Genomic DNA, 15,441 nt, shown 5'->3' on the forward strand with positions numbered 1-15,441 from the left:
CTCTGGTTTATAGCTAGTAACACATTTTGCTTAGCACAAACACTTGATCGAGTTACCTACACTCCATTAGGTAATGTTAGCGATATGGCTTACAGTGATCGATATGGCCTTTTTGTTGTCGGTGAATTTGGGCAGTGGGGTATTAACGCCGGAGCAGCAGCTTTATTAACCCAAACCAATGATACACCTGATAAGGACTTTCCTCGCATTTATGAAAATGTAGTCGATGCCGTTGAGGATGGTGTCAATGGATGGTATATCGCAGGGTCAACATTCACTTCCGTCAATGAATACGATAGTGTAACTTATTCCTATACTGGCCTGATTCACATTGGAGCTAATAAGAGAATTGATCCCAACTTCCGGATTCGAAGTGCTACTGTAGATTGGCAGCGGAGCAGTATTCGAAAGATCGCACGCTGGCGAAATACAATCTTTGTTACTGGCTATCTAAGTTTTTTCAGTGGTCCAGCAACCGCGCTGTTGGCCTTTAACGCCACAACGGGCGAGCAAATCTCCATACCGATTGTCACGACAAGTCTATCTGATAATTATTTAACTAATTGCCTGGTGTATGGTAATAGCTTGTACTTGGCAGGTACTATAACAGGCTTTAATGGCACAGCCATTGAGCGTAGTGTGCTGGCGATTGATTTGACGACCAACACGCTCAAAAATTGGGGTAGTTTTCAAAATAACTCAACGCAAAGCTGGGGAGGAAGTCAGAATATAGTAGCTAGTAGCGGGAAAATGTTGATTGGCACTACCTTAAACGGTTATCGAGGCATTGCCGCTTTTGACACCCTCACGGCCACAGCGCCTATTTGGCAGGCATTTGTGAATGCAAGCGTATTCTGTGCAAATGCTCAGTATATATTCTTTCCTACGTCTAATCCACCTTATGACGGTAGTTTTATTATTCGCTCCCTTGATATCAATACTGGACAAGATAACCCGAACTGGTCATCCTCTGCCTATTCGTTCAAGCGTACCACCTGCACCCAATGCGCCACCAATGCCTTTAATATCGCCTGTACAGCTAATACGGTATATGTACAGGGGAATTTTGATAAGATTAATAATATCATTTCCCAAAAACTGGTTGCCGCTATTACGATTAGCACGAACACGTTGTCAACCTGGCATCCTAAGCCCTCTGAAGGGCTCTCTGGCTTTTATCGAATTTCGGGAAATAGCATTTTGTCGTTAGGCAGTAATGGGGTGTATTATAAAACACAATCTCGAAATAAAGCCGCCCTACTTAATCCGGTTACCGGCGAGTTAGTTAACCGTACGTTTGACTACCTACCCGTTGATAGCGATCTAATTACGGAATATAGATCCATCATTCGAGCGGCTGCTTTTCAAGGTGACACTGTCTGGATCGGTGGTCAGCTAGCCAACCTATGGGGACTTTCGGCGCATTCAATACAACGAGGAGATACCTTGCTGAAAAAGCCCGTGCAATTTTACTCGTTCAATTATGTAGGTAGTGTTCGGCAGGAGTTATTAACGAATATAGTCGATAAACTAATCGCCGTGGATTCAGTGGTCTACGTCGCTGGACACTTTGATAAAATAAATACAACCTATCGGCAGGCCTTAGCCGCAATTTCCCTAAAGGGGAATGTGCAATCCTTTTCGCTAACGGTAAATTCAAATCAAATCAACGACTTTAAAATAGTAGGAGATCTGATTTATCTATGCGGAGGTTTCACAACCGTAAATGGTGTTGCCCGTAAGTATTTGGCTTGCGTGAATCGGTTCACCGGTCAACTAACGAACTGGAACCCGGATCCGGATCAACCAATTACTAGTATTGAGGTGTCAGATCGCCATATTATCTTCTCCGCAGCCGTTTCCCGAGTGGGTTCATTTACCAACACGCAAGGGGGGCGGTTGCGTAACTTTGCCATTGATATGGTTACTGGCCAGGTGGTACGGGCCTGGGGGAATCAAGAGAGCATTTTTACAGCCGTTGTTAACACTCAATATTTATTTACCAGTTTCAATGCCGATGCTCCCTGCGGCACAGGCACGATCGGTCTATCATACTATGATTTGCAGTACGGTAAATATGCCAGAAACTGTATCATTCGGGATCGGTTTACCGCGAGTAAGATGATCTTCGCTGGCCAGCGACTCTTCTTTCTGCCTAAAAAGATTTACTATAATGCTGCTATCGATTTCAATCAAAAACTGATGCAGGTACGCTTTCCTGCTGGCTTCTTCAACGATGAAATAACCATCTTCCCGAAGGTAGGCACAAATGGGGGTGATGTTACCCTAAATTTTTATGGTTATCAATTTGGATATGGTACCAAAATCCGGCTCTTGAAGGCTGGCCAGCCTCCAATTATTGTAGCCGATTCGCTAGTGGGCTTTCCTGAACCGTTTAGTTTACAAGCTATTTTTGATCTTCGCGGTAAAGCGATTGGCAAATGGACGATAGAAATTACGTTGGCCAACGGTCAGAAAAAACTAATAGCTGATGGCTTTGACATTAAGCAGGCCTCCCCAGCGGATGTTGTGGCTAAACTTGTGTTTCCGCCCACGATACGCTTTGGCGCTCCGGCCAAATTTGTGATTAGCGTCCGCAACCGAGGAGAAACAGACGCCCATGGGGTGCCTCTATGGATCTATGTCCCTGATAAAACAACGGTTAAGTTATCCATGAGGGTTATTGGAGATAGCACCTTTAGTCCAGTAGACTCCTTATTTTTCATCCCCATTGACACCCTTAACCGTCAGCCATTTAAAGGGAAAGCGTGTTGGCTTTTTATTCCGCTAGTTAAAGCTGGTGATATCCTGGAAATCACCGGCCAACTTCAATATGTTGGTACTGCCAGCTCATTTAAGATGAATGTGTGGACGGGTGAACCCCTATATGGCTCGCCAATTAAGCCGTATGCTTGGAATTGCATTGGCGCGCTGGCTAAAAACCTTGTAGGTGAAATACTAGCTGAGATTACCAATGCCGATGACGTAAAAGAGTGCATATCGGGTCTATTCGACTTAACGACTGGTTTAATTGACTCAGGTGTAGATGGCAAAAAAGAACGAAAGAAAGGAGAGGCTATTTTGGGCGATATGAGCTGGGTCATTTATAAATATTTTGTGAAGTGTGCCCAGGCGGCTGGCGCTTTTATTCCCGTTACACGGGCCGGTAAAATAGTTTATACTGTAATGAAGGTTTTATTAAAAGCTATTGATGGGCTAGATCGAATTCAGGGAGCGCAGGAAATGGAAAATGCTTGTGAACCAATCGTTCCCCAGGCTAAGCGAGAAAATCCGGTTAATGTGCCTATTGTAAGCGCTCAGGACCCGAATGATAAATTAGGGCCTATCGGTGTGAACGCATCCCATTACATCAGTGCGAAAGACCCCATTAGTTATCTGATTCGATTTGAGAATTATGCTACCGCTACCGCAGATGCCCAATATGTACAAATACTGGATACACTGGATCGTACCAAGTTCGATTTCGCTACGTTTCAATTTGGCTATTTTAATGTAGCGGATACTAATTTTTATGCCCCTCCTGGCCGCAAACACTATGTACGGGATTGGGATTTACGACCCGCCAAAAACTTAATTCTGCGGATGGAAACCGCCTTTAATGATTCAACGGGTATTTTAAAAGCAATGTATACAGCTTTAGATCCACAGACGATGGAGTGGACGACAGACCCCATCCTGGGCTTTCTACCCCCGAATCATAGGGCCCCTGAAGGCGAAGGAGGGATTTTCTTCACAGTTGCTCCAAAGGCCGATCTACCTGATAATACAACTATTGCGAATCGATCATCAATCGTTTTTGATTATAATCCCCCTATTGCGACTCCTGTTTGGAGTAATGCAGTGGATAAAACTATACCGACGAGTCAAGTAGTGCCTTTACCAGCGACTGTACAAAGTAATACATTTACGGTCCAGTGGAGTGGGCAGGATATAGGCTCGGGCGTTCGTCTGTATAATCTTTACGTAGCCACAAATAATGGTGTCTATAAGCTGGTGGCCCAAAATACGACGCTATCCAGTCTAACCTTTACAGGGCAACCAGATTCAACGTACCGTTTTTATACGGTTGCTGTTGATAGCGTTGGAAATGAAGAAGCGACTCCAGTAGCATTCGATACGCAAACTACGGTACGTTTGCCGGGCTTAATTGAATCAATTCAAAATGGGGATTGGAATTCAACAACTACTTGGTCATGTGGTTGTATTCCTGATGTTATGTCTACCGTTACAATTGGCCATATAGTTATAATACCATCCAACAAACAGGTTCGTATCGGAAAAGTAAAATATAAGGCTAATGGCCGAGTGAAATTTGGTGGAGGGGCTGGTTTGCGATTTAGCAGTAACTAAGAAACCCATTGTTATCAAGTATCCGCCTGTCCGCGCTACTTAGTAATTATGGCGGACGAGCAATAGGTAGCAACTATTGAGTCAGGTTTAGTATAGGCTTTCATGGGTTCTAGAATGAGTAGATTGCTTGGTATGCTATAGTTAGTATGAGAGGTAAATAGGTGCATTCCACTACCCTTATCATACACATTTAACCCATTCAAGGATAATAATTAGTGGTTGTGTGGTCTCCGCCACAGAAGAAACTCAATGCTACTTACCTGTGTAATGGAAAGCTATCTATACCTGTGCTGGAGAACCCAAAGCAGGTTATTCAAGTATTGGATCATTAGCTATAGCCGTGATGGATGAAAGCCACTGAAAGCTCTATAAGTGTAACAATTACACTTATAGTTAGGGCTTGAATTGCGTCTAAAATGGAGATACATAGCTACCTCATCTGATCCGCACTTTAAGCGATACTGGTACTATATGGTTCTGGAAATAGGGACTTAAGCTAATTAATCCGTGACGGATAAACCCATAGCTCACCCAATACTCACCGTTTCTGTGACTGTCCGTCCGCCAATTCCATTAAGAGAAGCGGACAGACGGATAAGAAAATCGTTTAGTTCTTTGACATTGAAATTGACTGAGTTGGACTACTCAACGGAAAGTTAATTTAAGAAATTCAATCAGTTTGATGAGCAATCTTCTAGAATAAATCATACTCAGGCCATTGACTAATAAGCGATTGTATTTGCCAACCTAACTGATCCAAATCTATCCAATAATTATCGCCACAATCGATGCATCCGGAATTTGTAATAATAGCCCAAGAAAAACCGTTGTTGGCGCGCACTATTTCTGAAGAGGTTCCTTGTATTGATCCGGTATGCCACCAGTTATTAGACGAATTTACAGACCACCCCAGCGAGTAACCAGCCGTCGCATTATATTTGGTCATCGTATTGATGGTTTCTGGTTTAAGAATATCAGCCTTTCCAGCAAAACCGTCGACACGCGTTAATAATTTTACCAGATCGATGCTGGAGGCAATCAGACCACCGTGCGAGTCCATCCGGGCGACATTAATTCCATATGGATTGTATTTTGAGTTGTAATAAATAACCTCATTGGGTTTACGGGTATTAATTGTGTTGCCTGTAACCTGGATGGTTGAAATCCCTGAAGGTGTAAATATATTCTCTTGTAGGTAATTAATATAACTAGTTCCAGACACCTTTTCGATAATTCGGCCTAATACACAATAGCCAAAGTTAGAATAGGAATACTTAGTACCTGGCGTCGCTAAGAGTGCCCTGGTTCTAACAGTATTGTCAATAACTTGATCTTGCGTAAGATCAAAAGCACTTATACCCATTGGATCATTACTATCATTAGTCGCCAATCCACTAGTATGTTCCAAGATTTGCTTTACTGTGATCGATTCGTATCCGGAAAGATAGGGGGCTGCCCCATACTTGGTTCCAAAAATAGACCCAGCTCCAAAGACTTTACTATCCAGTGAGAGTTTTCCCTCCTCGATTAGTTTCATGATAGCAATCGCCGTAATCGGCTTTGAAACACTGGCAACTCTAAAGAGAGAGTTCACATTAACGGCTTCGTTAGTGCTTTTATCAGCCAAACCATATCCTTTCGAATAGACTAAGCGTTCATTTCTTGTCATTGAAAAGGATAAGCCTGTTACACTATATTGTGTCATAAATTTCTGGAGTAAATTATCGATGGTTTGATCAATACTTATTCCAGTCACTTCATAGTCTTTCGTAGTTTTATCTTCGGCGATGACTCTGTACAGAACAGGTTTGCTAAGATCTATTGCCGATTGCCCACTTGATTGGTTTTGGCCGTTTACTTGAACAGTCGCTTTGTCTGAGATCGTAAACGTTGGCTTAACGTTCTGAATGTTGGTATTAGGTGGCAGAAAAAGGCTAATTTTTTGGGCTGAAATTTTACCAGTAGATTCTATTTCTTTGCTGGAGAAGCTTTTGAAAATAAGCGAAAAATTAAGTAAATCTTTGGCCGCAGATAAGACAGGCACTTGCACAGTTACTGTTGCCGTATAATCAGTACTGCTACCATCCTCTGCCGTCACCCGGTAAGTTAAGGGGGTCGAAAAATCATTCGAGGTCATTCCATTTTCCTGTTTTGCCCCATTCACAGTTACAATGGCTAAAGGGGAAACTGTAAAGGATGCCTTTAAGCCAATAGCTTTCTGACCCACTGGTAAAACCGCGGCAAATTGAGTGCCATTAATTGTAAAAGAAATATCGGAGGGTAACTCTGGATTAGCTGACTTAAGAAATGAGAAAGCAGTGATTAGTTTCTCCCCTGATTTAGCTACTGCCACTTTGACAGAATAATCCACTGTACTACCATCTTCGGCAGTGATCCGGTAAATAACTGGAGATGTAAAATCATTACTGGTCACACCACTTTCTTGACGCATTCCGCCAATAGAAACCGTAGATAGGGGTGAACTACTAAAAGTGGCTTTCAAAGCATTCACCTTCGTACCGGCAGGTAACATAATTGTTACCTGTGAACCTGAAATCATACCAGATACATCCGCAATCAGGGACGGATTAGCGGATTTGGTGAAGGAAAAGCTTAGTAATGCTTTTTGATCCGATTGGACTTCATTCTTTTTGCATGCAGTCGCTAAAGCAAGAAAAAGTAATAAAAGGTAACGAAACATAAGCTGAATTTAATGGAGTGAAACTGTAAGAAATTTACTAGGAAAACTATGAAAAATTCATTCAATCTACAACTGGGGTTTTGGTAAAATGATTAAATGGTAGATTTTGAAGGAGTTAAAAGAAAGCAGTCCATATTGGTCTACGGTAGAAGAGTTGCTACATAGTTTGCTTTTTACTTCTCGAAAACTCTTCCGTTCAGTTCGGATACGTTGGCATTTTAGGTGGCGAACAATTGAGTATTCTATAGGCAGTTAAGCCTTTCATTGGGCGAGGTAGCCAACTCATTCAGCAAAGCCAGGGGTGTGTTTAAAGGAGAGGCCAGTTGTCATGCACACGTGGTTAAAGTGTATGGTTCTCGTTTTCCTGATACCTACTCGGTGTACCGGTGTCTCTTTCCTGGACCAGCAGAAACCTGATTTGTTAAGTGTCCACCGTCTACAACGCCTAGTGAATCTGGTGGACGGAAAAATGAGGGCGTGGTCTTCCCCGTTACGATGAATTGCTGGTCATAAGCCAATATTGTCTGCACTTCGTCATGGAATACTCAGGCATACCAACGCCCTGAAGCATAGAATCGTCAAATGATTTATATGGGAATTTATGGATTAAAGCAAAAAGGCCCACCCCTCAATAGTGGAGCGAGCCTTTGCATGGTCGATTCGCTATTATTTCTTTTCTAGCACCAGTTTCATCAGTCGCTCCAGTTCATCAATACGGTTCTGTTGTTGCTGAACCGATGATTCTAATTGCTCTATTTTCTGCTGTTTGGCTTGATCCGTCTTTTCCAGTTGAATGCTGTACAGCGTCAACTCTTCAATCTTTTCCAGCAATGTAGCATTCATTTTAACCAAGTCAATCCCTTCTTTCACTATGTACTCCGCCGAGGGTACGTTGGGTAAATGGCCATGCACTGAAACGTAATGTTCCACCTCGCTCAATGACGGCAAATGATACGTTGCCGTAAAGACTTTATCGCTCCACTGATTGGTGTTGTCGATACGTAGCCGGTAGCGGGCTAGTACTGTTTCACCCTGCTCATTGACCGTTAGAAACTGATCTGTCGCTCCCTGGTGTATAGAATTAGAGAGGTGTGCAAACTTGATCCGGCCATTGTTGCGCAGATTAATTGTACCTCGCACGTCCAGAGGGAACTGAGGTGAATCGGTACCGATACCTACAGCGATGCTGGTATTAGTAGGGTCGCCTAAAACGATGGCGTTGTTAAGGGCTACCTTGGCGTTGGCTCCAATGGCGACGGTGTTTATCAGACTACCACTGAGTGGCTGGGCCAGGACTCCAATTGCTACGTTAAAATTCCCGACTGTATTGTTTTTCCCTGCTTCGAGTCCTAAATAGACATTATTAGACCCACTACTATTATTGTTTCCTGTATTAAACCCAAAAAAACTGTTTCCTGCCCCGCTAATACTATTGACTGCTGAACTTCCCCCTACATACGTATTGTAGCTACCCGTTGTATTAGTGTTGCCAGCACTCATCCCTACAAACGTATTGTTATTACCCAAATTGATTTGCCCGGCGAAGGCTCCTATGAATGTACCACTAGTAGCAGTTGTGTTATTAGTCCCTGACAAATATCCCATAAATGTATTGTTGCTACCCGTTGTATTGGAAAACCCAGAATATCTTCCAATATTAATATTTGAGTTCCCTGATGTATTATAGTAACCCGCTGCGACTCCTATATACACATTGCTTTCTCCGGTCGTATTACTGTATCCAGAGCCTGTACCCATAAATGAGTTATACGAACCCGTGTTATTTAGGCTTCCCGAAAACGCCCCTACAAACGTGTTTTCCTTACCGCTTGACGTAGCATTTCCTGCCAGATACCCCAGAAATGAATTTTGCGAGCCCGTTGTATTGGCAGCACCCGCGAATCCTCCAATAAATGTTCCATAAGTGGCTGTTGTGTTGTTCACTCCCGCGTTAGTGCCTATCAATACATTATTAGTGCCTGTCATTGTCGTATTACCTGCACCTGGCCCCAATATTGTATTATTGGTGCCAGGTGTAGTTGAGTTAGGGGCGCGTACCACATAATTCGTCTGAGCCACTAACGGACCACTGACTAATACTAAGAGAAATAGGATAATTGCTTTCATGAGGATTGAGGTTTAGTTTTATCAAATCTAACAGACAACTGGTATTCTCCTGATTCACTTTACTTTCCGGTAGGATTTAAGGGGCAAAAATACTACGACCAACAGGAAGGGGGTACGTCAAAAGTTTTACAAAGGGCAGGGGTGTTTTTAGATAGGTCTATCCGTTACACGCATTTCGAAAATTCAGCTTATAATATCCTTTTCTCTTTTTTCCTTCCTTGAGAGGCTACCATAACTCCGTCACAGAAAAATACTGCTTTTTAGTGTTTTTCTTTCAACTTCTCTGGAAATTTTGATGCATGGGTACTGGTAGTGGCTACTATCAATAGCAAATAGGGATGGCTTCAGAAATTACTCAGGTATTTTAGAGCAAATATCCTTAAATTATAGTTTTGCTTGTAAAGTCCGTTTTTAGTAATTTTACTGAATTGTATAAACTCATAGCAGCCTAACAATTAAGGCGTTATTCATTTTAATAGATCATTATCAAATTCCTTTATTTATTCACACCGTTAACTCTTATGAGCATTTCTCTACTTAGTCGCACCATATCGGTGCTTTGTTCGCTTCTTTTTGTAGTCTCTTCCCTCCAGGCTCAGATAATCTCAACAGTGGCTGGTCGTCTAAACACAGGCGACGGCGGGCCGGCTACTCTGGCAACCGTGAATGCGCCGGAAGGCGTAGTAATGGATGCATCGGGGAATGTTTATTTCACCGAATCTCAGGGTAACGTTATACGCAAAATTAATGCGGCTGGGATAATTACAACGATAGCTGGCACAACTGCCGGGCCGGGTTTTTCAGGTGATGGTGGTCCTGCTACCAGCGCTCGGGTCAATTATCCAACCAGTCTGGCTATTGATGCTTCAGGCAATTTATATTTCGCCGATTATTACAACAATCGTATCCGAAAAATCAGTACGTCTGGAATAATCACCACCTTTGCCGGAACAGGAGTTTATAATTATTCAGGTGATGGCGGACAGGCAACAGCCGCTACGTTCAGGGATCCGTACGGTGTTCAGGTTGATGCCAGTGGCAACATTTATATTGCCGAGCGGTATAATCATTGCATCCGCAAAGTAGGCACTAACGGCATTATTACCACTATTGCTGGTACGGGTATTGCAGGTTTTAGTGGAGATGGGGGGCTTGCTAAGTCGGCTCAATTGAGAGATCCTACAGGAATAGCCATAGATGCAAGTGGTAATATATACATTGGAGATCGGGGTAACTGGCGTATTCGTAAGATTAATACATCCGGTATAATCACCACTATTGCCGGAACTGGCACACAGGGTTTAACGGGCGACGGCGGACAAGCCATTAGTGCTCAATTAAGCTTTTTCGCCGCTCCAACGCTGGACGTATCTGGTAACCTTTACTTTGCAGATGCTTATTACAATCGGGTTCGCAAAATCAGTACCAGTGGGATTATTACATCTGTTGCCGGTTCTAACAACAATGGCGGCTATGGGGGCGATGGTGGGGCGGCCACATCAGCGTTATTATTGGGTCCACAGGGTTTGTTTTTGCAGCCTAATGGAGCAATGCTCATTGGGGACCGGAATAATAACCGAATTCGCCAAGTTAATACGTCTGGGATTATAAGTACAATCGCCGGTCCAAACAATGGCGGTTTCGGAGGTGATGGCAACTTAGCAACTTCAGCCAGACTTAATAATCCAGTAGATGTAAAAGGAGATGGCAATGGCAATTTCTATATAGCTGAAACTGCTATTGGGCGGATTCGGAAAGTAGACGTGAATGGTATTATTACATCGGTTGCTGGTACGACGGCAGCCGGTTATTCAGGTGATGGCGGACCAGCAACAGCCGCTAAACTTGCGGTTCCATACGCCATATTGCCCGATGGCAGTGGTAATCTCTACATCGCTGATACGTATAACCACCGCATTCGAAAAGTTGATACGGCTGGAGTCATAACTACGATTGCCGGAACTGGTATAGGCGGTTTCAGTGGTGATAACGGCCCCGCTATTAATGCGCAACTAAAATTTCCCTACAACCTAGCACTTGATAAAGTGGGTAACCTCTATATCGCCGATATAGATAACCACCGCATTCGAAAAGTTAGTACAACCGGGGTAATCATCACCGTTGTGGGTACAGGTATTGCTGGATATGGTGGCGATGGAAGCAGTGCTTTATCGGCTCAACTGAACGCTCCAGTGGGCATTGTCCTTGATACCGCTAATAACCTCTACATTGCCGATTACCTAAATCACCGTATTCGTCGAGTAACACCTGGTGGGATTATTTCAACAATAGCAGGAACGGGTGTACTGGGCTATAGTGGCAGCAATGGGCCAGCTATTTCGGCACAGATAGGCTACCCATTTGGTATTGCAGTTTCAGCTAACGGCGCTATTTATTTCTCAGATATTAATAGTGGGCGAGTGCGTAGAGTAGGTAACGACGGTATCCTGACAGATGTAGCTGGTACTAATATACGTGGTTTCTTAGGCGATGGTGGCCCAGCGAGCCAGGCCCAGCTCAATAATCCATATGGTATTGGGCTTGATGGATATGGTAATCTGCTCATTGCTGACCAGAGGAACGCCCGAATCCGCAAAGTTGCCTGTATTGACCCACCAACTGTAAGTTTAACAGCCAGTTCGACCAATGTTTGTACAGGCGATGTCGTAAGTCTAACAATTGGAGGTTATAACACTAGCAATCTAACGTATCAGGTTTTGGGTAATGTCGCATCAGCCTACGGCAACACTGTTTCAGTTAGTACTGTGGCTGGCCTTAATTCATACACAATTGTGGCTTCGACACCGACGGGTTGTTCAGTAAGCGCATCGATTAAACTCCAAGCTGGAAGTTTATATTCTACCAAATCAGGAAACTGGAATGATCCTTCGGCTTGGTCATGTGGGCGAGTGCCGCTAGCTAAAGACATTCCAACCATTAGCAATAATCATTCGATGTCCCTTACAGGTGTTGGGGTAGCGAAGAATGTACTTTTTAATGGACAATTAAGTTACGGGCCAAATGGAAAACTCTATTTAGGTAGCACCGATTTAGGAAAACTTACGATTGCAGCACGAAAGGATGTTGCCTCGCAAATGATTCCGACCACAGGAGGCACTCTCATTGTGAACAATATTGATCCAACCTTAAATGGACTTAAGATTCAAGTGCCGAATAAAGCGTATACAGCAAATAAAGCCTTTAAGGTATCTTATGCGCCAATTATTAAGCATGATATTGGGCCGGATTTCAACCCACTTACTCCGCTCATTCATATTGAAAACGGAGGAGGATATGCTGATTCGATGATGACGTTGACAATACCGATAAATCTACCGCCGAATCATTATGCAATTGCTATGATGTATAGTAAAGAAAAAGGTTTCGAATTGCTGCCTACTATATCCTCATCCAATACTGAAATAAAAGTAAAGACAAATCATTTGGACTTTGAACAATTATCGACTAAAGGAATAAACTCGCACAACCTGCACGGCAAAGGGGCACAAGCAGCAACGGGCTCAGCAGTGCTAGCAGAGGGGGTCAACATCGCCGTTAGTTCAATCTATTTACCAGACCTTTTTCTTGGAAAAAACCCAACGACCGCTTTTGAGCCTGGCCACGACGACTGGGAATTTATTAACCTTGGCTCATATCCCCAAAAAGCAAGAATTGGAATTTGCTCAGGAATGTCGGTAACAGCTATGTGGTACTATGAAAACATTAAATGGAATTTTAATAATATGGGAGCGGTAAGAAGTCAGCTTTTTGCTAACTCAAATTTTCAAGAAAGGTTTAGTCCAGGAATGCCCCCTTTTGCTGACAATTTATGGATGGACAATCTAAAAGGAATGAGATTTGCAACAGCCGCACAAATTGCAACAGATTTTAGGGTCCGTAACGTCCTAAAAACATTCTCAATAGAGCACAAACTGGAGAATGATAGAGCAATTATGAACGAGTTAAGGTATTTTTTCAGAATAACAAAGCGTCCATTCTATCTAGGGATGAAGAAGGATAACGATGATATTGGCCATGCTGTAGTAGTTTATGGTATAAACGATCAGGGATTGTTAATAGCTGATCCTAACAAGCCAGGCAAAAAAAGTACTACTGTGCCTTATTATCCTGGTCAAGGATTATCTTATCTTACAAGAGCACGAGCAGATAAACCTGTTCATGAGTTTTCTTACTTCTACTGCATTCCTCCTAGCTTTCTTAATTCTGAGAGTAGTTTATATGAAATGTGGCAAAAATCAGAGGCTGGTACCTTAGGAGATGAAGATTTCCCTCCGCAAGTCTTTGCAATAAATAGCGACCCTAATCTCATAATAGAGAAAGATATCGAATTGTCAGTTGCTGGCTCTTTTTCAATAACACAACTTACTGACTGCCCTGACTGTACGATAAATCTACTGAACGAGCTTGGTGATAATTACCCCAGTGTTAATGGCACTTATACACTTCCCCCCGGAAACAATAAAGTAGGATTTTACGTGAAACGCAATGGGGAATGGTACGATTTTAAATGGTTAACCATAAAACTACCATCACCTATTACTACCCACCAAGTTTCTAGCGTAACAGCTACTTCCGCACAAGTAAAGGGTATTATTCAGAATTATTCGGCGGATCATATTATCAAATTCGGTGTATGCTATTCAACTACAGCAACGCAACCAAACCACAACGATATGTTTGCTGGGACCCCAACCGTAGACGCTAGTTCGTCAAATAGCCTAACATATACTTCAAGCTTAACAGAGCTTATTCCTAACAAAAAATACTATGTGAGGACCTGGGCTGTAACAGCGGATTACGAATTAATCTATGGCAATGTATTGTCATTTACTACGTCCAATTCCACTTTATATAGTGATGGCATTACAGTAGCTGGAGGGAATGGGACGGGACAGGCAGCAAACAAACTTGATAGCCCAACTAATGTATTCGTCATAGGGGCAGGCGACATTTATATAGCTGATAATAGAAATGGTCGTATTCAAAAATGGATAGCTGGAGCCTCAAGCGGTACTACAGTAGCTGGAGGAAATCTAGGCGGTATGCCTTTTCCAGAAGACTTATTTGTTACTGAATCAGGTGCAATCTATGTAACTGACTATAACAATCAATCTATTAGTAAATGGATATCTGGAACCACGAGTCGTACAATAGTTGCTGGAGGTAATGGTCAAGGTCCTGATGCCAATCGACTCAGCAACCCAACTGGTGTATTCGTCGACGGCTCTGGGGCGATTTATATAGCTGACAATGGCAATCTCCGTGCTATGAAGTGGTTACCTGGGGCTACAAGCGGCACCATGTTAGCACAAACATTTTCGCATGGCTTATATGACGTTTTTGTAGATGCATCTGGAGCATTATATATACCTGATAATAGAAATTATCGTATTCAGAAATGGCTACCTGGAGCGACAAGTGGAATCACGGTAGCAGGGGGAAATGGTCCAGGCTCTGCTGCCAACACGTTCGACAGGATGACTTGTGTATTTGTTGATGGCTCTGGGGCGATTTATGTTGCTGATATGAACAATCACCGTATTCAGAAATGGTTACCTGGAGCGATAAGTGGAATCACGGTAGCAGGGGGAAATGGAGCAGGTTCCGCCTCCAATCAACTCAACAACCCAACTGGTGTGTTTGTCGATGGAGCAGGGGTTGTTTATGTTGCGGATAGAGACAATCACCGTATTCAGAAGTTCATTCCTCGCTAGAGTCTTTATTTGGCGCTGTTTCAAGTTATCATCAGAATGGAATTTGCCGACTGGTTTTGTAATAATTCTCTAATCGATGTCAGGTACTTCTGGAAGAAGTATTCTTGCGAGACGAAATAGATTACTCTTATATCTGTTAGCCAATGGAGTTGCACTATAGTAATAGTCGGCACTAGACTGGAACAAATCAAAATCTGTATGAGTTGACGGTGCTAATCACGAATCTCGGAGAGACTAAGCTACTGAATTGCGGAGGGGGTACGTAGCTGGCCTTATGGGAGCCTGGGGTGTAATTCAGTCAGGTTCCATCCGTCACGCACATGAATGAAATTCACGGGGTATGGGTCTCGTTATTCGCTACGTCTGATTGGTGTTTCGGGGTGAGATCTTGGGTAGTTCCAGTACCATCAGAGACACAATATTCCTAAGTGTCCGTCTGTCCACAATCCCTAGTAATTCTAGTGGACGGACAACAGATCGTGTCGAGTAATCCTACTCAGCATAGGC

At 43.1% G+C, this 15,441-nt stretch carries 4 protein-coding genes; 2 read left to right on the forward strand and 2 right to left on the reverse strand.

Annotated features, from left to right (window positions below; genetic code table 11):
- Positions 1 to 84: 84 nt before the first annotated feature.
- Positions 85 to 4,371: a DUF7619 domain-containing protein gene (locus tag IC229_RS14525; RefSeq protein WP_190887718.1), complete on the forward strand. Its 4,287-nt coding sequence runs from the start codon at positions 85 to 87 to the stop codon at positions 4,369 to 4,371.
- A 694-nt stretch (positions 4,372 to 5,065) separates the two neighbouring features.
- Here the strand turns inward: IC229_RS14525 and IC229_RS14530 are convergent.
- Together IC229_RS14530 and IC229_RS14535 are read right to left on the reverse strand one after the other, a co-directional pair.
- A complete protein-coding gene (locus IC229_RS14530) occupies positions 5,066 to 7,072 on the reverse strand; it encodes a serine hydrolase (protein ID WP_190887719.1) in 2,007 nt (668 codons plus the stop codon).
- Positions 7,073 to 7,738: 666 nt separating this feature from the next.
- On the reverse strand, positions 7,739 to 9,199 hold the full coding sequence (locus tag IC229_RS14535; protein ID WP_190887720.1) for a hypothetical protein: 1,461 nt from the start codon (positions 9,197 to 9,199) through the stop codon (positions 7,739 to 7,741).
- A gap of 521 nt (positions 9,200 to 9,720) precedes the next feature.
- Here IC229_RS14535 and IC229_RS14540 point away from each other — a divergent pair.
- Positions 9,721 to 14,934, forward strand: a complete 5,214-nt coding sequence (locus tag IC229_RS14540) for an NHL domain-containing protein (RefSeq protein ID WP_190887721.1) — start codon at positions 9,721 to 9,723, stop codon at positions 14,932 to 14,934.
- Positions 14,935 to 15,441 lie beyond the last annotated feature (507 nt).

It is taken from the genome of Spirosoma profusum (assembly GCF_014699005.1).
In the GTDB taxonomy this organism is placed as follows: Bacteria; Bacteroidota; Bacteroidia; order Cytophagales; family Spirosomataceae; genus Spirosoma; species Spirosoma profusum.

What these genes read in the sequence shown, in the direction of transcription:
- IC229_RS14535 (WP_190887720.1), bottom strand. Translation starts at nt 9,199, where the DNA reads ATGAAAGCAATTATCCTATTTCTCTTAGTATTAGTCAGTGGTCCGTTA.
- IC229_RS14525 (WP_190887718.1), top strand. Translation starts at nt 85, where the DNA reads ATGGCTTACAGTGATCGATATGGCCTTTTTGTTGTCGGTGAATTTGGG.
- IC229_RS14530 (WP_190887719.1), bottom strand. Translation starts at nt 7,072, where the DNA reads ATGTTTCGTTACCTTTTATTACTTTTTCTTGCTTTAGCGACTGCATGC.
- IC229_RS14540 (WP_190887721.1), top strand. Translation starts at nt 9,721, where the DNA reads ATGAGCATTTCTCTACTTAGTCGCACCATATCGGTGCTTTGTTCGCTT.